Consider the following 17,114-nt stretch of genomic DNA (forward strand, 5'->3'; position numbering starts at 1 on the left):
CCGGTGGATCCGCTAGGGTTCGGGACATGTTCGCGCAGACGACCCAGAACTGGTGGTGGACCGCTCATCCGGCGGCCCGCTGACTCATCGCGCGTACAGACTTCGCGAAGGCCGCCCGAGGGGCGGCCTTCTCTGCGTTCTGGAGCCGGGAGCCGTTCCTCCATCCGGAAGGAACTCCCATGCCCGACCGTGCCACCGACCTGGTTCGCAGACTGCTCCGGGACGACTGCCCTCCCTTCGCGCTGCTGCGCAGGCGCACACCCGGCCGGGACCACGACACCGTCGAGGTCCTGATCGGCGGGGTCCACGAGGTGGACAGGCTCGCCGGCCTCCCGGTGGGCGAGCAGCCGTCCCTTGCCCTGGTGCCGTTCCGGCAGATCGCCGAGCGCGGCTTCGACGTACGCGACGACGGCACCCCGCTGGCCGTGCTGGTCGCCGAGGAGTCCTGGGAGCTGCCGCTGGAGGAGGTGCTGGCGCGGCTGCCCGCCCATGACGTACGGGTCGAGGACGGTGCCTTCGACGTCCCCGACGGGGAGTACGCGGACATCGTCCGGCGGGTCATCGAGGACGAGATCGGGCAGGGCGAAGGCGCGAACTTCGTGATCCGGCGGACCTTCGAGGGCGAGATCCCGGGCTTCGGCCGGGCCGACGCGCTGGCGCTGTTCCGGCGGCTGCTGGCCGGTGAGCGGGGCGCGTACTGGACGTTCGTCGTGCACACCGGGGACAGGACGCTGGTCGGCGCCAGTCCCGAGGTGCATGTGCGGATGTCCGGCGGGACCGTCGTGATGAACCCGATCAGCGGGACCTACCGCTACCCCGCCGAGGGGCCGAGCGCCGAGAGCCTGCTGGCCTTCCTCGGCGACCGCAAGGAGACCGAGGAGCTCTCCATGGTGGTCGACGAGGAACTCAAGATGATGTGCACCGTCGGCGACATGGGCGGTGTGGTGGTCGGCCCCCGGCTCAAGGAGATGGCCCACCTCGCACACACCGAGTACGAGCTGCGCGGGCGCTCCTCGCTGGATGTGCGCGAGGTCCTCAGGGAGACGATGTTCGCGGCGACGGTCACCGGGTCCCCGGTGCAGAACGCCTGCCGGGTGATCGAGCGGTACGAGCCCGGCGGCCGCGGCTACTACGCGGGCGCCCTGGCCCTGCTGCGCCGGGAGCCCGGCGGGACGCAGACGCTGGACTCCCCCATCCTGATCCGCACCGCGGACATCTCGGCCGACGGCCGGCTGCGGGTACCGGTCGGGGCCACGCTGGTGCGCCACTCCGACCCGGCGGGCGAGGTCGCCGAGACCCATGCGAAGGCGGCCGGCGTGCTCGCCGCGCTGGGCGTACGGCCCGGCCGGCCCGAGGCGGAGGCGGGCCGTCCGCAGCTGGCCTCCGATCCGCGGGTGCAGGCCGCCCTGGACGACCGGCGCGGCGGCCTCGCCCCCTTCTGGCTGCGCATGCAGGAGCGCACCCGGGAACTGTCCGGGCACGCGCTGGTGGTGGACGGCGAGGACACGTTCACCGCGATGCTGGCGCACCTGCTGCGCTCCTCGGGCCTCACGGTGTCGGTGCACCGGTACGACGAGCCCGGCCTGCGCGACACCGTGCGGGCGCACGAGGGACCCGTCGTCCTGGGCCCGGGGCCCGGCAACCCCGGGGACGCCGCCGACCCGAAGATGCGGCTGCTGCGCGGCCTGACCGCCGAGCTGGTCGCGGACCACCGCCACGGGCTGCTGGGCGTATGCCTGGGCCATGAGCTGATCGCGGCGGAGCTGGGTCTGGAGATCGTGCGGAAAACCGTGCCGTACCAGGGTGCGCAGACCCGGATCGAGCTGTTCGGCCGGCCGGAGACCGTCGGCTTCTACAACAGCTTCACGGCGCGCTGCGACGAGGCCGCCGCCACCGAGCTGGGGGCGCACGGCATCGAGGTGAGCCGGGACGCGGGCTCCGGGGAGCTGCACGCGCTGCGGGGCAAGGGCTTCGCGTCGGTCCAGTTCCACCCGGAGTCGGTGCTGACCCTGCGCGGGGCCGCGATCGTCACCGGTCTGCTGGCGGCGCTGCCGGTGGCCGGCTGAGGCAGTCCCGTGGGGCCCCGGGCGTCCGGGGCCCCACGGAGCTAGGGAGCGGCCGGTACGAGGACGTTGGCGCTGCGGCGGCCCGCCAGGTAGTCGGTGACGTTCTGCACGGTGGCTTCGATGATCTGTCCCACGGCGTCGCGCGTGTAGTACGCCTGGTGCGAGGTCACGACGACGTTCGGGAAGGTGACGAGCCGGGCCAGGGTGTCGTCGTCGACGCCCTCCAGGGACTTGTCGAGGTAGAACAGCCCCGCCTCCGCCTCGTACACGTCGAGTCCGACCCCGGTGAAGCGGCCGGCCCGCAGTTCGGTGACGAGCGCCTCGGTGTCGATGAGGCCGCCGCGGCTGGAGTTGACCAGGATCGCGTCGTCCTTCATCAGGGACAGGCTGTCCTTGCCGATGAGGTGGTGGGTGGCGGGCAGCAGCGGTACGTGGAGGCTGATCAGGTCCGCCTCGGCGAAGAGCCGCTCCTTGTCGACGTAGGTCATGCCGAGCGCGGTGCAGGCGGGGTTCTCCGCGACGTCCCAGCCCAGCAGATTCATCCCGAAGCCGTGGGCGATCCGGGTGAACGCCTCGCCGATCTTGCCCGTGCCGACCACACCGGCGGTGCGGCCGTGCATGTCCCGCCCGAGGAGCCCGTCGAGCCGGAAGTCGAAGTCACGGGTGCGGCTCACGGCGCGGACGATGTTGCGGTTGACCGCCATGGCGAGGGTCCAGGCGAACTCGGCGACCGAGTGGGGCGAGTAGTACGAGACCCTGGCGACCCGCAGGGCGAGGCGTTCGGCGACGTCGAGGTCGATGTTGTTGAAGCCCGTGGAGCGCTGGGCGATCATCTGCGTGCCGCCCGCGGCCAGGGTCTGCAGGACGGGGCTCCCGAGGTCGGCGTTGACGCTGGTGGAGATGATCTCGTAGCCGGCCGCGATGGGGGCGGTGTCCTTGGTCAGGAAGACGTCCAGGCAGCGGACGTCGTGCAGTCCGGCGAAGGCCTTCTCGATCAGCGGCTTCTCGTCGGACTGCACACCGAATGCCAGGATTTCCACGACGTCTCCCGGGTTGGGGGTGGGGCCTGTCGTCGCGAATATACGGCCCGCACCCCCGGTGCGCCGGTCAGCCGAAGAAGACCCCGGCCTCCGCGTACAGGGCGGGATCGACGGTCTTGAGGCGGGCTGTCGCCTCCGCGATCGGTACGCGCCCGATGTTCGTGCCCTGCAGCGCCACCATGATGCCGAAGTCGCCGTCGTGCACGGCTTCGATGGCGTGCAGCCCGAAACGGGTGGCGAGCCAGCGGTCGAAGGCACTGGGTGTGCCGCCGCGCTGGACATGCCCCAGGACGGTGGTCCTGGCCTCCTTGCCCGTTCGGCTCTCGATCTCCTTGGCCAGCCATTCGCCGACGCCGGAGAGCCGGACGTGCCCGAAGGAGTCGTGCGACCCGTCCTTGAGGACCATCTCGCCGTGTGCGGGCGCCGCCCCCTCGGCGACCACCACGATCGGCGCGTAGCTCGCGCTGAAACGGGAGGTCACCCAGTCGCAGACCTGGTCGATGTCGAAGCGCTGTTCCGGGATGAGGATGACGTTGGCGCCGCCGGCCAGACCGGAGTGGAGGGCGATCCAGCCCGCGTGCCGGCCCATCACCTCGACGACGAGGACGCGCATATGGGATTCGGCCGTGGTGTGGAGCCGGTCGATCGCCTCGGTCGCGATGCCGACGGCGGTGTCGAAGCCGAAGGTGTAGTCGGTGGCGGAGAGGTCGTTGTCGATGGTCTTGGGAACGCCGACGCACTTGATGCCGTACTCGTCGGACAGGGTCGCCGCGACGCCGAGCGTGTCCTCGCCGCCGATCGTGATGAGGGAGTCGACCTCGTACTTGGCGAGGTTCTCCCTGATCCGGCGGACTCCCTGCCCGGCGTACTCGGCGTCGAACGGATTGGTACGGGAGGAGCCGAGGATCGTGCCGCCGCGCGGCAGGATGCCGCGCACCGCCGGGATGGAGAGCGGTACCGTCTCGCCCTCCAGTGGTCCGCGCCAGCCGTCCCGGAAGCCGGTGAAGTCGTAGCCGTACTCCTGCACGCCCTTGCGGACGATGGCGCGGATGACCGCATTGAGTCCGGGGCAGTCGCCGCCCCCGGTCAGTACTCCGACCCGCATGGAAGCATCCCTTCGCCGAAGTGAGCTCTCTACGGGTCACGCTAATGGTGATCCAGGTCACTCCGGGATGGGTCGGACGGTCAATTCCCGTGCAGCGGGCGGTGTTTGTTCCTGTCAGGCGTCGTCGAGGCCCGTCTCGATGGCGTACCGCACGAGCTCCACGCGGTTGTGCAGCTGGAGTTTGCCCAGGGTGTTCTGCACGTGGTTCTGCACGGTGCGGTGCGAGATGACCAGGCGTTCGGCGATCTGCTTGTACGAGAGTCCCTTGGCGACGAGCCGCAGCACCTCGGTCTCGCGTTCGGTGAGCTGCGGGGCCTTCGGCTCGTCGGAGGCGGCCGGGGCGGGGTCGGAGGCGAGCCTGCGGTACTCGCCGAGGACCAGTCCGGCGAGGCCCGGGGTGAAGACCGGGTCGCCGGCCGCCGTCGCGCGCACGGCGTCGGTCAGCTCCTGGGTGCTGGCCGACTTGAGCAGATAGCCGGTGGCGCCCGACTTCACGGCCTCCAGCACATCGGCGTGCTCACCGCTGGCGGAGAGCACCAGGACGCGCAGGCCGGGGTGGGAGCCGACCAGCTCCTTGCAGACCTGGACGCCCGGCATGCCGGGCAGGTTGAGGTCCAGGACGAGGACGTCGGGGCCGGCCGCCCTGGCGCGGCGCACGGCCTGCGGGCCGTCACCCGCGGTCGCCACCACGTCGAAGCCGGACTCGGCCAGGTCGCGGGCCACGGCGTCGCGCCACATCGGATGGTCGTCGACGACCATCACCTTGATGGGCCGCTCCCCGGCTGCCTGGGTGTTCGGTGTACTCATCGGGCCGATCCTGCCTTCCCCCGTGAAACCTTCGGAACCTTCAACTCGACCTCGGTGCCCTGTCCGGGTACCGAGATCAGCTCTGCTGTGCCGCCCAGTTCGCGCAGCCGACCGCGGATCGACAGGGCGACGCCGAGCCGCCCTTCGCCCTCCGCCTGGTCGAGCCTGCCCTCCGGGATGCCGGGCCCGTCGTCCCGGACCGTGACGATCACCTCGTCGGGCTCGTCCTCGACCAGGATCCAGGCCTGCGCGCCCTCTCCGGCGTGGACCCGCACGTTGTCCAGCGCGGCGCTCACCGCGGCGGCGAGCTCACGCGCGGCGCCGGACGCGAGCAGCACCGGTGCGCCGGGTTCCGCGAAGCTGACCCGGGAGCCGGCGTGCCGGGCGAGGAGGGTGCGCAGATCGCATGCGGACCCGGACTCCTCGTCGGTGTCCACGTCCACGGTGCGGACCACCGCGCCCTCGGCGGTGTCCTCGGAGACCCGGGTGGTGGGCACGAGGCCGCTGGAGACCAGGGTGCGCAGGGCGACCTCCTGCTCGCCCGCCATCCGGCCCAGCTCGGCGGCCTCGCCGCCGAGCGCCGAACCCCGGCGCTGCACCATCGCGAGGACCTGCAGCACGCTGTCGTGGATGTCGCGGGCGAGGCGCTCGCGCTCCCGGGTGGCGGCCTCGATCTCCAGGGCGCGGGCCAGGGTGCGCTCACTGGCGCGGGCGACCTCGACGACGTAGCCGATCGCTATCGACGCGACCCAGACCAGCAGGACGTTGTGGAAGGTGTCCCGGCTGGGCTCGCCGCGCTCGACGATGTTCGCGGCGGCGACGAGCGTGGAGGCGAAGGCCGCCCAGCGCCAGCCGCCCTTGAGCGCGAAGGCGAGGACCGAGCCGGCGGTCCAGATCGAGGGAAGGGTCGGGCCGTCGACGTGCCGGGCGCTGAAGTCGGCGAGCGGGGACAGCAGGATCCCCGTCAGGGCGATGGCGAGGTCGATGCCGAGGAAGCGTTTGGTGCAGCTCGCGGCGCCCGCCACCCTGGGGAGGGTGGCCAGCGTCCAGATGCCCATGACCGCGAGGAAGGCGATGGTCACCCAGGGACGGTCGTACGTCTTGTCGCGGAAGCCCGCGAGCAGCACCGCGTAGATCAGCGTCAGTACGCGGTACGCGGTCAGCGCGCGCCACAGCGGCTGCTCGACCGACATCCGTACGACCCGCTCGATTTTGGCCATGTCCCCTCCCCCGTTTCCTGCCCCGGACGGTGAACGACGTTGTTACGCGCCGGACCGTTCCGTCCCCTTCTTCTTCGCCTCTTCGGCGATCCGGCGCTTGGCCGCGGTCGCGTAGATGTCCACGTACTCCTGGCCGGAGAGCTTCATGATCTCGTACATGACCTCGTCGGTCACCGAGCGCAGGATGAAACGGTCCCCGTCCATGCCCTGGTAGCGGCTGAAGTCGAGCGGCTTGCCGATCCTGATGCCCGGGCGCATCAGCTTGGGCACCACCTGGCCCGGTGGCTGGATCTTCTCCGTGTCGATCATCGCGACGGGGATGACGGGTGCGCCGGTGGCGAGGGCCACCCGGGCGAGACCGCCGGGCTTGCCCCGGTAGAGCCGTCCGTCGGGTGACCGGGTGCCCTCCGGGTAGATGCCGAAGAGCCCGCCGCTCTCGATGACCTGGATGCCGGCCCTGATGGCCGCCTCACCGGCGCCGCGGCCACCGGAGCGGTCCACCGGGAGCTGGCCCACGCCCTTGAAGAAGGCGGCGGTGAGCCTGCCCTTCACTCCGGGGGCGGTGAAGTACTCGGCCTTGGCGATGAACGTCACCTTGCGGTCGAGGACGGCCGGCAGGAAGAACGAGTCGGAGAACGACAGATGGTTGCTCGCGAGGATCGCCGGCCCCTGTTCGGGGATGTTCTCCAGGCCCTCCACCCACGGCCTGAAGGCGAGCTTCAGAGACCCGCCGATGGAGAACTTCATTGCGCCGTAGATCAACTCGGATGCCTCCTGTGTGCTGTCCGTCCGACCTTAGCCTGTGGGGCCTCGGCCTCTTCCGCCCGGCATGTGACGGTGCTCCCCGCCGCGGCGGGCACCCCGGCCGGCCGGCGGCCGGGAATCGATGACCCGGAGACGACGGCTCGGACAGTGACGGCCCTGGTCGGTGTCGGTCCGGTCGCGTACGGTGAAGTAATCCTTTTGCACTCCCCTTGCACGCCCCCGTCCCGCTCATGAACAGGAGACCCCGGTGCCGGTCCTTCCTGGAGCCGAGCCGTTCCGCCACGAGGGCGGAGAGGTCGGCGTCCTTCTCTGTCACGGATTCACCGGATCGCCGCAGTCGCTGCGCCCCTGGGCCGACTACCTCGCGGAGCGCGGCCTGACCGTGTCCCTCCCGCTGCTGCCCGGACACGGCACGCGCTGGGAGGACATGGCGGTCACGGGCTGGCAGGACTGGTACGCGGAAGTGGACCGGGAGCTGCGCGTCCTGCTGGCCCGGTGCGAGCAGGTCTTCGTCTTCGGGCTCTCCATGGGGGGCGCGCTGTCGCTGCGCCTCGCGGCGAAGCACGGCGACGCGATCCGTGGCCTGGTCCTGGTGAACCCGGCGAACAAGGTGCACGGTCTGTCCGCGTACGCCCTGCCGGTCGCCCGGCATCTGGTGCGGACGACGAAGGGGCTGACCAGCGATATCGCCATGGCGGACTCCGAAGAGGTCGGTTACGACCGGGTGCCGCTGCACGCCGCGCATTCGGTCCGGAAGTTCTTCCGGCTGGTCGACGCCGAGCTGCCTCAGGTCACGCAGCCGATCGTGCTGCTGCACAGCCCGCAGGACCATGTCGTGCCGCCGGCCGACTCGGCCCGGATCCTCAGCCGGGTGTCGTCGAGGGATGTCGAGGAGATCCTGCTGGAACAGAGCTACCACGTGGCGACGTTGGACCACGATGCGGAGCGGATCTTCGATGAGAGCTACCGGTTCATCGGCCGCCTCGCACCCAGCGTCGGTAGGAAGGGGAGCACGTCCGGTGGCTGAGCACGACGCGGAGCGGGCAGGCAGTGACGAGGAGCGCGAACCGCGCCCCACGGAGGGGACGGCCGTCCCCGAGGGTACGGAGGAGGTCCGGCCGCTGGACGAGGCCGCGGCCTGGGAGGCGATCGTCGCCGGATACGGCGAGGAGCCGCCGGACCCGCCGGGCGCCAAGCCGTTCAAGTCGATCGAGGACCTCGCCCTGCTGGAGGACGACCAGCTCAACACCCTGCCCGGTACGGACACGGGCGCGGGTGACGACGCGGACAAGGGCGCGGGCAAGAAGGCGCCCGGCAAGCCGCCGGAGAAGAAGCCGCTCGGCAGTTCGGTCGTCTTCGCTCCCGGGGTGTCAGGCCCGCGCGACTACGACGTGGTGGAACCCCAGGACGGCGACGTCGACGATCCGGACGACAGCGAGGAGGGGCATTTCGTCCCTCCGGAGCCGCCGCCGCTGCCCGAGGCCGATGTGACGGCGAAGTTCGCCTGGCTCGCGGTCGTCGGCGGCCCGGTGCTGATGCTCGTCGCGGTGCTGCTGCAGTGGGACATGACGTGGTGGCTCACCACGCTCTGCATCGGCGGCTTCCTGGGCGGCTTCGCCACCCTGGTGGCCCGGATGCCCCATGACGACGAAGAGGACGACGACCCGGGGCGCGGCGCGGTCGTCTGACCCCGACGCGCGTTCAGCCCCCCGCGGGCACTCTGAGGGCGGCCAGTACGGGCAGATGGTCCGTGGCCGCCCGCAGGTCCGCCTCGAGGACTCCGGGCAGGCCCGCCGGGACACCGCATCCGAGCACCTCGATGCCGTCCGTCGCGAAGACCGCGTCGATGCGCTTGACCGGTGCGTGGGGCGGAAAGGTGTACTCGCCACCCCAGGGACGTACGGACCGGCTGTCCTGAAGCCGTCCTGCCAGCCGCCGGAACGCCCGCCCTTCCGGTACGTCGTTGAGGTCGCCCGCCACGACGGCGTGCGGGACGTCCATCGCGTCGAGCTGTGCGAGCAGGAGTCCCGCCTGGGCGTGGCGCTCCTCGCGCCGCAGACTGAGATGGCAGCTCACGACCCCGAGCCTGGCTCCCGCGATCCGTACCACCGCCGTGGCCAGGCCCCGGCGGTGAAGTCCGGGGGTGAGCGGCAGCAGGACGTCCTCGGTGCGTTCCACCGTGGCGCGCAGGGAGCACAGCAGCAGCGGTCCTGCCGCGGGGGCGCCGCCACTGAGGATCACCAGGTCGGTCATGGCGGCGAGCCGGGCCGCCGCCTTGCGCCAGCGGAAGAAGCGCGGGGCCTCCTGGACGCACACCAGGTCGGGTGCGCAGGCGCGGATGACGCGGGCCAGCGCCTCGGTGTCGTCGCGCAGCGAGCGGACGTTGTAGCTGAGCACTCTGATGACGGCCGAACCGTCCGGCTCGGTACGGGAGTCGGGCAGCGGCATCGGCGTCGTGACCATGCGAAGCACGATACGACGGACGCCCGCCGCTCCCCGCAGGGCGCGACGGGCGTCCGTCGTCGTAGTGCTTGTGGGCTCAGCCCTGGCGCGCCAGGTCGGCCGCGCCCACCAGGCCTGCCTTGCCGCCCAGTTGGGCCGCGAGGACCTGGGCGTGCGGACGCCACTCGCCACCGATCAGCCAGCGCCGGAACGACTTGCGGATCGGGTCGAGGACCAGTTCACCCTCGTCCGAGACGCCGCCGCCGACGATGAACGCCGACGGGTCGAAGAGCGACGCGAGGTCGGCGAGTCCGGCTCCGGCCCAGCGGGCCAGCTCACGGAACGAGTCGACGGCCACCAGGTCGCCCTGCCGGGCGGCCTCGCTGATGTGCTTGCCCTCGATGCCGTCCACCGTGCCGTCGCCGAGCGACAGCAGTATCGCGGCGTTCTCCGGGGTGGCGTTGGCGCGCTGCTTCGCGTACCGGACGAGTGCCCGTCCGGATGCGTACTGCTCCCAGCAGCCCTGGCTTCCGCAGCCGCAGAGCAGGCCGTCCGGGACAACCCGGATATGACCGAATTCCGCCGCTACACCGAAGCGTCCGCGGCGCAGCTTGTTGCCGATGATGATGCCGCCGCCGAGGCCGGTGCCGAGCGTGATGCAGATGACGTCGTCGTGCCCCTGGCCGGCACCGAAGCGGTATTCGCCCCAGGCCGCCGCATTGGCGTCGTTCTCGACGACGACCGGCAGGCCGACGCGCTGCTCGACCTTGTCCTTGAGCGGCTCGTGGCGCCAGTTGATGTTCGGAGCGAACAGCACGGTGGCGCGCTTGTCGTCGACATATCCGGCTGCGCCGATGCCGACCGCCTCGACTTCGTGTCCCTCGCTCGCCCCGGCCACGGCCGAGCAGATCGCGTCGACGATGCCTTCGGCCGTCGGCGGGGTCGATACCTTGAACGTCGAGAGGATCCGGCCCTCTTCGTCGACCACTCCAGCCGCGATCTTCGTGCCGCCGATATCGACGCCGATGGTGAGTCCCATGAATCCCTCAGTTTCGGTCGAGCCCCGCTACGGCCAACCGTACCCGAGCCGGGGACGGGTATTTCCTGCCCACGGTCAGTCCAGGTCGATGTTCTGGCTGCCGCCGGGGCCCTCGTCACGCGGGTCCGAGGGGTCGTCGGCGGCCTTTTTCGCCGGGCCCGGGGTACTTGTCGTACTGCCCGTGGAGCCTCCGGCGCCCTCGGTGCCGCGGGTCCAGCGGCCTTCCTGGCCCTCGACCGCGGAACGGTAGGCGGCGAGGAGTTCGTTGCCGGCGGCGGCGAGATGGTCGAAGAGGTCCGGATTGCGCTCGATGACGGGCTCGACCGCGGACTTGGCCTGCCTGATCACCTGCTGGACGGTGCCCTGGGCGGCCATGCCGAGCAGCGGCGACTGGAGCGAGGTGACCTTGTCGGCCACCGCGTCGATCAGCTTGCGCAGCTCTTCCGCGGCGGATCCGGGCTGCGGCCCGTACTGGGCCCGCCGACGGGCCTTCTCCGCCTCGAGGTCCTCGGCGCAGGCCTCGGCCCACGCGTCGTCGTCGACGGGACGATCGGTGGCTTCACTCATGGCGGACTCCTGCGACGCGGTTGCCTGTGGTGGCCCCACGGACCACGTACTACCGACGTTACCCGAACGGTGGTACGCCGTTCATCGTGTCCTCGGCCAGAGCGCGGGGTCCGGCGTGAACCGGACACGCAGGACCCCGTCGGTCAGCGCGGCCCCTGAGACGGTGCAGCGGCGCAGCGCGGACTCGAGGCGCACGATCCGGTGGAAAGCGCCCACGGTGAGGAGCAGTTCGTCACCGCGCCGGACGAGCCGCAGCTCCTCCTTGACGGCTCCCGGAAGGGGCAGGCACCAGACGAGGACGCCGTCGCCCCCCTCGCTCCGGGTGTCCTCCGTCCACGAGGGGTCCCCGGCACGGCCGGGTGTCCGGTCGTCGGGTGCGCAGGCCTCGCCCAGGAGGGCGAGGTCGTCGAGGCCCTGCGGGTCACGCCCGAGGTGGGCCACCTCGGTCAGCGGGGTCCCGGGGGCCCATACCTGGTGCCAGCGGTCCAGGCTCTTCTCCTGCTGGGCGGCGAGACCGGCGAACCAGGGGTCGGAGGAGTGCCGGGGCAGGATGCGGTTGGCCACCAGGGTGTCGACGCGCAGTCCGTGCAGCGCCAGTCCGGTGCGGGCGGCGCCCAGGGTGTCCTCGGCGGCCGGTCCCGGTTCGGCGACCAGCCGGACGGTCGTGGAGCTGTCCTCGATCAGTGCCTCGACCGCGGCGAGCTCGGCGTCCTTGCGGGCGGCGGCCTCGTACAGCCACTGCGCCGGCATGGGGACGCCGGCGAGCTGGGCGAGCATCGGGCGCAGTGCGCGGGCGGCCTGGCGTTCCTGGGGCAGGAGGCGGCGCAGGTAGCGGCGCAGCTGGCCGGGGAGGGCGAGCAGGGCGAGGGCGTCGGCCAGCGGGGGGAGGTCGACGACGAGGACGTCGTAGCCGTCCTTCGACCAGTCGCCCTCGGCCGCGCGGCGCAGGGTGTGCAGGAGGGCGAGCTGGGCGCTGCCGGGCAGCTCGGTGAGCTCCTCACCGTCCAGCCGGCCCGCGCCGAGCAGGTCGAGCGCTCCGGACGCCCGGTCCTGGAGGGCGACGAGTTCGCTGCGGAAGTGCTCGCCGGAGTCGATTCGGGCGTGGTGGAGCCCGTCGGTGACCTCGGTGGGTGCGGTGGCTGCCGGGAAGCCGGGTACGGCGTCCGAGGAGATCAGGAGGGTGCGCCGGCCGCTGCGGGCCGCGGCCAGTGCGGTCGCCGCCGCGACGGTGGTACGGCCTGCGCCGCCGGGGCCGGTGACGAGGACCGTACGCACGTGATCAGGCCTTCGGGACGGACTCGACGCGCTTCTTCAGTCCGGCCAGGGCGCGGTCGATGATGACCTTCTCGGCCTTGCGCTTGATCATGCCCAGCAGCGGGATCTTGACGTCGACGGCCAGCCGGTAGGTGACCTCGGTGCGGTCGCCGCCGACGGGGGCGAGCGCGTAGCTGCCGTCGAGGGCACGCAGCATCTGGGACTTCACGAGGGTCCAGCTGACCTCGTTCGCGCCGTTCCAGGTGTAGGCGAGGACGTGGTCGTCCTTGATCGCTCCGGCGTCCAGCACCAGCCGGACCTGCTCGGCGCGGCCCAGGTCGTCGGTGGCCAGGATCTCGGCCTCCTTCACCTCGCCGGTCCATTCCGGATAGCGGGCGAAGTCGGAGATCACTCCCATGACGTCGGCCGGTGCCGCCTCGATCGTGATGCTCGAGCTGGTGTGTTCAGCCATCGCCGTGGCCCTCCAGTGCGGTGTACCGGTCGCGTTCGGCAGAGGCCTGCCGTGTGCAGGCTATCGCGTACCCGGCGCCGCCCCGTCCACGCCCCGTCCGCGGGCCCGGACCCGCGGCCCTCACCACTCCAGGGCCCAGGGCCGCCCGGTCGACGCGAAGTGGCCGACGTTGACGCACTCGGTGACGCCGATCCGCATCCGGCGTACCAACGGCTGGTGAACGTGGCCGAAAATCGCGTACCTCGGGCGGGTGCGGTGAATGGCGTCCAGGAGCGCGCGGCTGCCCCGCTCGAAGCGGCGGGCCACCGTGTCGTAGGTCAGCTCGGGCACCTCGGGCGGGATGTGCGAGCACAGGACGTCCACCGGTCCGAGCGCCTCGACCTTGGCGGCGTACTCCTCGTCGCTGATCTCGTACGGGGTGTTCATCGGGGTCTTGAGGCCGCCTCCGACGAACCCGAAGACCCGGCCGCCGATCTCGACGCGCTCGCCGTCCAGGACCGTGGTGCCGGGGCCGGCGAACTCGGGCCAGAGCTGGGGCACGTCGACGTTGCCGTACGTCGCGTACGTCGGGGTGGGCAGGACGGCGAACATCTCGGCGTACTGCTTGCGCACGGCTCCCAGGATCGCGGCGTTGCGGTCCCTGCCCGCCCACAGGGCACGGCCGAAGTCGCGCGCCTCCTCGAAGCGGCGTGCCGTGCGCAGTTCGACGATGCGGTCCGCGTTGTCCTTCCCGAACAGGTCCGGGAAGATGCCGCGCGAGTGGTCCGCGTAGTCGAGGAAGAGAACCAGGTCGCCGAGGCAGATCAGGGCGTCCGCGCCGTCCCCGGCGCGTGCCAGCGCCTCCGTGTTGCCGTGCACGTCACTCACCACGTGCACGCGCGTACCGCGGGTGGCGGTTGCGTCTCGACCGTCCGGTCCGCTGGCTCGCATGGAGATCACCCTAGGTTCTCCGCACCCGCGCTGGGTAGAGCCCACCGGACCTGCGGATACTTCCGGGTCGTGACAGGGGTGGACTAGTGTGCACCCAAGGACCACTTATATGTGTGATGCATAAGACATCTGGCCGGAACCCCCTATCCGGAACCGAGTACTGATGGGTAACGTCCCGCCAGTCCAGTCGTGCTCACCCCACTGAGCATCTGCCAGTCTTGGACCGATCCGGTGCGTCACACAGAGCCGTGGAACCGGAGCCCGATGAGGAGCAGCAGTCTTGCGCGAGTTCAGCCTTCCGGCCCTGTACGAGGTCCCAACGGACGGCAACCTGACGGATCTCATCCGCCGCAATGCCGCTCAGCATCCCGATGTTGCGGTGATGAGCCGCAAGGTGGCCGGCGTCTGGACGGACGTCACGGCCACCCAGTTCCTGGCTGAGGTCAGGGACGCCGCCAAGGGTCTGATCGCGGCGGGCATCCAGCCCGGCGACCGGGTCGCCCTCATGTCCCGCACCCGCTTCGAGTGGGTCCTGCTGGACTTCGCCATCTGGAGCGCGGGCGCGGTCACCGTGCCGGTCTACGAGACCAGCTCCGCCGAGCAGGTCCAGTGGATACTCGGCGACTCCGGTGCGGTCGCGGTCATCGTGGAGAGCGACACCCATGCCGAGTCCGTCGCCTCGGTGCGCGACGCGCTCCCCGGGCTGCAGCACGTGTGGCAGATCGACCGGGGCGCGGTCGGCGAGCTGACCGCCTCGGGCGCCGGCGTCTCCGACGAGACCCTCGATCTGCGCATGGTGAGCGCCAAGGCCGACGACCCGGCCACCATCGTCTACACCTCGGGCACCACGGGCCGCCCCAAGGGCTGTGTGCTGACCCACCGCAGCTTCTTCGCGGAGTGCGGCAACGTGGTGGAGCGGCTGAAGCCCCTCTTCCGTACGGGTGAGTGCTCCGTCCTCCTCTTCCTGCCCGCCGCGCACGTCTTCGGCCGGCTGGTCGAGGTCGCCTCGGTGATGGCCCCGATCAAGCTCGGCTGTGTGCCGGACATCAAGAACCTCACCGACGAACTGGCCTCGTTCCGCCCGACGCTGATCCTCGGTGTGCCGCGGGTCTTCGAGAAGGTCTACAACTCGGCGCGCGCCAAGGCGCAGGCCGACGGCAAGGGCAAGATCTTCGACCGGGCGGCCGACACGGCGATCGCGTACAGCCGCGCGCTGGGCACGCCGCAGGGCCCGTCGGTGGGCCTGAAGGTCAAGCACAAGGTCTTCGACAAGCTGGTGTTCAGCAAGCTGCGGGCCGTGCTCGGCGGTCGCGGTGAGTACGCGATCTCGGGCGGCGCGCCGCTCGGGGAGCGGCTCGGCCACTTCTTCCGCGGCATCGGCTTCACGGTGCTGGAGGGCTACGGCCTCACCGAGACCTGCGCCGCAACGGCGTTCAACCCGTGGGACCGGCAGAAGATCGGTACGGTCGGCCAGCCGCTGCCCGGCTCGGTCGTGCGCATCGCCGACGACGGCGAGGTGCTCCTGCACGGCGAACACCTGTTCACGGGGTACTGGAAGAACGACGCGGCGACGGCCGAGGCGCTGGCCGACGGCTGGTTCCACACGGGCGACATCGGCACGCTCGACGAGGACGGCTATCTCGCGATCACCGGCCGCAAGAAGGAGATCATCGTCACGGCGGGCGGCAAGAACGTCGCCCCGGCCGTGATCGAGGACCGGATCCGCGCACACGCCCTGGTGGCCGAGTGCATGGTGGTCGGCGACGGGCGGCCGTTCATCGGCGCCCTGGTCACCCTCGACGAGGAGTTCCTCTCCCGTTGGGCCGAGGAGAACGGCAAGCCGGCCGGTTCGACGGCGGTGTCGCTGCGCGAGGACGCCGATCTCCTGGCCGAGGTGCAGCGGGCGATCGACGACGGCAACGCGGCGGTGTCCAAGGCGGAGTCGGTGCGCAAGTTCCGCATCCTGGCCCAGCAGTTCACGGAGGAGGCGGGCCACATCACGCCGTCGCTGAAGCTGAAGCGCAACGTCGTGGCGAAGGACTTCGCGGACGAGGTCGAGTCGATCTACCGCGCCTGAGGGCACGACGAGGCCGGCCGCACGACGAGGCCGGCCGCTCGACATGGCCGTACGCATGACGAGGGGCCCGCACCACGACGGTGCGGGCCCCTTCGTCGTACGCGCTTCGTCGTACGCGCTTCGTCGTACTCGTTCAGAGCAGCGTCTTCAGCTTCTCCGCGAGCAGGTCCCAGCGCCACTTCTCCTCGACCCAGGCCCTGCCCCGCTCCCCCATCCGCCGGCGCAGCTCGGGATCCCCGAGAAGGGTGACGATCCGGTCGGCGGACTCCTCTGCCGAGCCGCCCCGCACCACCCACCCGGTCTCGCCGTCGAGCACCGCGTCGGGAGCGCCGCCCGAGTCGCCCGCCACCACCGGCAGTCCGGTCGCTGACGCCTCCAGGTACACGATGCCGAGGCCTTCGACGTCGAGCCCGCCGCGCCGGGTGCGGCAGGGCATGGCGAAGACGTCCCCCGCGCCGTAGTGGGCGGGCAGTTCCTCCCACGGCACCGGCCCGGTGAAGCGCACGGAGTCCTGGACGCCCGTCTCGGCCGCCAGTTTCTTCAGCTGCCCCGCGTACGGGCCGCCGCCGACGATCAGCAGGACGGCGTCCGGCACCCGCGCCAGGATCGCGGGCATGGCGAGGATGAGGGTGTCCTGGCCCTTGCGCGGGACGAGCCGGGACACACAGACGACGACGGGCCGGTCCGCGAGCCCCAGCCGGGCCCTGACGCGGTCCCCGCCCGAGGACGGGTGGAAGGTCGACTCGTCGACACCGGGCGGCAGCTGGACCATGCGGCCCGCGGCCTCGGGGGTGAGGGCGGCGGCGATCCTGGAGCGGGTGTACTCGCCGAGGTAGGTGATCGTGTCCGTGCCCTCGCCGATGCGGCGCAGCAGTTGCCGGGACCCGGGCAACTGGGCCCAGCCCGCCTCGTGCCCGTGGGTGGTCGCCACGATGCGGCGTGCTCCGGCCCTGCGGAGCGCGGGGGCCATCAGGCCGAGGGGGGCCGCCGCGCCGAACCAGACGGAGGAGCAGCCGTGTTCGCGCAGGAGGCGGACCGCCTGCCGGGTGACCCGCGGGGTGGGCAGCAGCATCGTCGTACGGTCGCGTACGACGGTGAAGGGCTGTTCCGCGTCGAAGGCGGCGGTGGCCTCCTGGCCCTCCGCGCCGCGCTTCCAGGTGGAGGCGTAGACGACGAGCCGGCCGGGGTCCACGCGCAGTGCCATGTTGTGCAGGAAGGCCTGGATGCCACCGGGGCGGGGCGGGAAGTCGTTGGTCACGATCAAGGTCTTGTCCATCGCCGCCGACAGTACCGGGCTGCCGACCGGCCCTGCTTGACGGCTCCCGCACAT

At 71.3% G+C, this 17,114-nt stretch carries 17 protein-coding genes; 5 read left to right on the top strand and 12 right to left on the bottom strand.

The features are described from left to right. The first annotated feature begins 26 nt into the window (after nucleotides 1-26). Both ACFQ6X_RS32175 and ACFQ6X_RS32180 read left to right on the top strand, forming a co-directional pair. Nucleotides 27-83 carry a trp operon leader peptide gene (locus tag ACFQ6X_RS32175; protein WP_124277238.1) on the top strand — a complete coding sequence of 19 codons (57 nt, stop codon included), beginning with the start codon at nucleotides 27-29 and terminating at the stop codon, nucleotides 81-83. Between the two features lie 96 nt (nucleotides 84-179). Next, nucleotides 180-2,066, top strand: a complete 1,887-nt coding sequence (locus ACFQ6X_RS32180) for an anthranilate synthase family protein (RefSeq protein WP_383186738.1) — start codon at nucleotides 180-182, stop codon at nucleotides 2,064-2,066. A gap of 41 nt (nucleotides 2,067-2,107) precedes the next feature. Here ACFQ6X_RS32180 and ACFQ6X_RS32185 read toward each other — a convergent pair whose 3' ends face one another. From ACFQ6X_RS32185 to ACFQ6X_RS32205, 5 genes are all read right to left on the bottom strand, one after another. Continuing rightward, nucleotides 2,108-3,106, bottom strand: a complete 999-nt coding sequence (locus ACFQ6X_RS32185; protein WP_383186740.1) for a 2-hydroxyacid dehydrogenase — start codon at nucleotides 3,104-3,106, stop codon at nucleotides 2,108-2,110. Between the two features lie 67 nt (nucleotides 3,107-3,173). Continuing rightward, nucleotides 3,174-4,211, bottom strand: a complete 1,038-nt coding sequence (locus ACFQ6X_RS32190) for a 6-phosphofructokinase (protein WP_383186742.1) — start codon at nucleotides 4,209-4,211, stop codon at nucleotides 3,174-3,176. A gap of 114 nt (nucleotides 4,212-4,325) precedes the next feature. Next, the gene (locus tag ACFQ6X_RS32195; RefSeq protein WP_383186744.1) at nucleotides 4,326-5,018 is read right to left on the bottom strand and encodes a response regulator; all 693 of its coding nucleotides are present in this window, start codon (nucleotides 5,016-5,018) and stop codon (nucleotides 4,326-4,328) included. After that, complete coding sequence (gene macS / locus ACFQ6X_RS32200) at nucleotides 5,015-6,238, bottom strand: MacS family sensor histidine kinase (RefSeq protein ID WP_383186745.1); 1,224 nt, start codon at nucleotides 6,236-6,238, stop codon at nucleotides 5,015-5,017. The genes ACFQ6X_RS32195 and macS overlap by 4 nt, the downstream gene beginning before the upstream one ends. 42 nt (nucleotides 6,239-6,280) lie before the next feature. Beyond that, nucleotides 6,281-7,000 (bottom strand): lysophospholipid acyltransferase family protein, encoded by a 720-nt coding sequence (locus ACFQ6X_RS32205; RefSeq protein ID WP_383186747.1) that lies wholly within the window; start codon nucleotides 6,998-7,000, stop codon nucleotides 6,281-6,283. 250 nt (nucleotides 7,001-7,250) lie between these two features. On the opposite strand from ACFQ6X_RS32205, the gene ACFQ6X_RS32210 reads away from it, so the two are divergent. After that, nucleotides 7,251-8,030: an alpha/beta hydrolase gene (locus ACFQ6X_RS32210; RefSeq protein WP_383186749.1), complete on the top strand. Its 780-nt coding sequence runs from the start codon at nucleotides 7,251-7,253 to the stop codon at nucleotides 8,028-8,030. Continuing rightward, on the top strand, nucleotides 8,023-8,691 hold the full coding sequence (locus ACFQ6X_RS32215; RefSeq protein WP_383186750.1) for a hypothetical protein: 669 nt from the start codon (nucleotides 8,023-8,025) through the stop codon (nucleotides 8,689-8,691). The genes ACFQ6X_RS32210 and ACFQ6X_RS32215 overlap by 8 nt, the downstream gene beginning before the upstream one ends. A gap of 13 nt (nucleotides 8,692-8,704) precedes the next feature. Here the strand turns inward: ACFQ6X_RS32215 and ACFQ6X_RS32220 are convergent, their stop codons facing one another. The 6 genes from ACFQ6X_RS32220 to ACFQ6X_RS32245 all read right to left on the bottom strand — a co-directional run bounded on the left by ACFQ6X_RS32220 (nucleotide 8,705) and on the right by ACFQ6X_RS32245 (nucleotide 13,707). After that, complete coding sequence (locus ACFQ6X_RS32220; protein ID WP_383186752.1) at nucleotides 8,705-9,466, bottom strand: endonuclease/exonuclease/phosphatase family protein; 762 nt, start codon at nucleotides 9,464-9,466, stop codon at nucleotides 8,705-8,707. A 76-nt stretch (nucleotides 9,467-9,542) separates the two neighbouring features. Beyond that, nucleotides 9,543-10,484: an ROK family glucokinase gene (locus ACFQ6X_RS32225; RefSeq protein WP_329211926.1), complete on the bottom strand. Its 942-nt coding sequence runs from the start codon at nucleotides 10,482-10,484 to the stop codon at nucleotides 9,543-9,545. A gap of 75 nt (nucleotides 10,485-10,559) precedes the next feature. Beyond that, nucleotides 10,560-11,051 carry a DUF5304 domain-containing protein gene (locus tag ACFQ6X_RS32230; protein ID WP_383186754.1) on the bottom strand — a complete coding sequence of 164 codons (492 nt, stop codon included), beginning with the start codon at nucleotides 11,049-11,051 and terminating at the stop codon, nucleotides 10,560-10,562. Between the two features lie 81 nt (nucleotides 11,052-11,132). Continuing rightward, nucleotides 11,133-12,326: an ArsA-related P-loop ATPase gene (locus ACFQ6X_RS32235; RefSeq protein ID WP_383186756.1), complete on the bottom strand. Its 1,194-nt coding sequence runs from the start codon at nucleotides 12,324-12,326 to the stop codon at nucleotides 11,133-11,135. A 4-nt stretch (nucleotides 12,327-12,330) separates the two neighbouring features. Further along, nucleotides 12,331-12,777, bottom strand: coding sequence for an SRPBCC family protein (locus tag ACFQ6X_RS32240; RefSeq protein ID WP_329211922.1), 447 nt, complete (start codon nucleotides 12,775-12,777; stop codon nucleotides 12,331-12,333). A 120-nt stretch (nucleotides 12,778-12,897) separates the two neighbouring features. Beyond that, complete coding sequence (locus ACFQ6X_RS32245; RefSeq protein ID WP_383186759.1) at nucleotides 12,898-13,707, bottom strand: metallophosphoesterase; 810 nt, start codon at nucleotides 13,705-13,707, stop codon at nucleotides 12,898-12,900. A 280-nt stretch (nucleotides 13,708-13,987) separates the two neighbouring features. Between ACFQ6X_RS32245 and ACFQ6X_RS32250 the strand changes: the two genes are divergently transcribed. Then, nucleotides 13,988-15,784 carry an AMP-dependent synthetase/ligase gene (locus ACFQ6X_RS32250; protein WP_383186761.1) on the top strand — a complete coding sequence of 599 codons (1,797 nt, stop codon included), beginning with the start codon at nucleotides 13,988-13,990 and terminating at the stop codon, nucleotides 15,782-15,784. Between the two features lie 133 nt (nucleotides 15,785-15,917). On the opposite strand, the gene ACFQ6X_RS32255 is transcribed toward ACFQ6X_RS32250, so the two are convergent. Further along, nucleotides 15,918-17,060 (bottom strand): glycosyltransferase family 4 protein, encoded by a 1,143-nt coding sequence (locus ACFQ6X_RS32255; protein ID WP_383186762.1) that lies wholly within the window; start codon nucleotides 17,058-17,060, stop codon nucleotides 15,918-15,920. Nucleotides 17,061-17,114 lie beyond the last annotated feature (54 nt).

The organism is Streptomyces sp. NPDC056452 (genome assembly GCF_042796085.1).
In the GTDB taxonomy this organism is placed as follows: Bacteria; Actinomycetota; Actinomycetes; order Streptomycetales; family Streptomycetaceae; genus Streptomyces.

Bases quoted from the DNA above. Each gene is read 5' to 3' on its own strand.
- ACFQ6X_RS32240 (WP_329211922.1), bottom strand. From the start codon at position 12,777: ATGGCTGAACACACCAGCTCGAGCATCACGATCGAGGCGGCACCGGCC.
- ACFQ6X_RS32230 (WP_383186754.1), bottom strand. From the start codon at position 11,051: ATGAGTGAAGCCACCGATCGTCCCGTCGACGACGACGCGTGGGCCGAG.
- ACFQ6X_RS32220 (WP_383186752.1), bottom strand. From the start codon at position 9,466: ATGGTCACGACGCCGATGCCGCTGCCCGACTCCCGTACCGAGCCGGAC.
- ACFQ6X_RS32190 (WP_383186742.1), bottom strand. From the start codon at position 4,211: ATGCGGGTCGGAGTACTGACCGGGGGCGGCGACTGCCCCGGACTCAAT.
- ACFQ6X_RS32255 (WP_383186762.1), bottom strand. From the start codon at position 17,060: ATGGACAAGACCTTGATCGTGACCAACGACTTCCCGCCCCGCCCCGGT.
- ACFQ6X_RS32225 (WP_329211926.1), bottom strand. From the start codon at position 10,484: ATGGGACTCACCATCGGCGTCGATATCGGCGGCACGAAGATCGCGGCT.
- ACFQ6X_RS32180 (WP_383186738.1), top strand. From the start codon at position 180: ATGCCCGACCGTGCCACCGACCTGGTTCGCAGACTGCTCCGGGACGAC.
- ACFQ6X_RS32245 (WP_383186759.1), bottom strand. From the start codon at position 13,707: ATGCGAGCCAGCGGACCGGACGGTCGAGACGCAACCGCCACCCGCGGT.
- ACFQ6X_RS32195 (WP_383186744.1), bottom strand. From the start codon at position 5,018: ATGAGTACACCGAACACCCAGGCAGCCGGGGAGCGGCCCATCAAGGTG.
- macS (WP_383186745.1), bottom strand. From the start codon at position 6,238: ATGGCCAAAATCGAGCGGGTCGTACGGATGTCGGTCGAGCAGCCGCTG.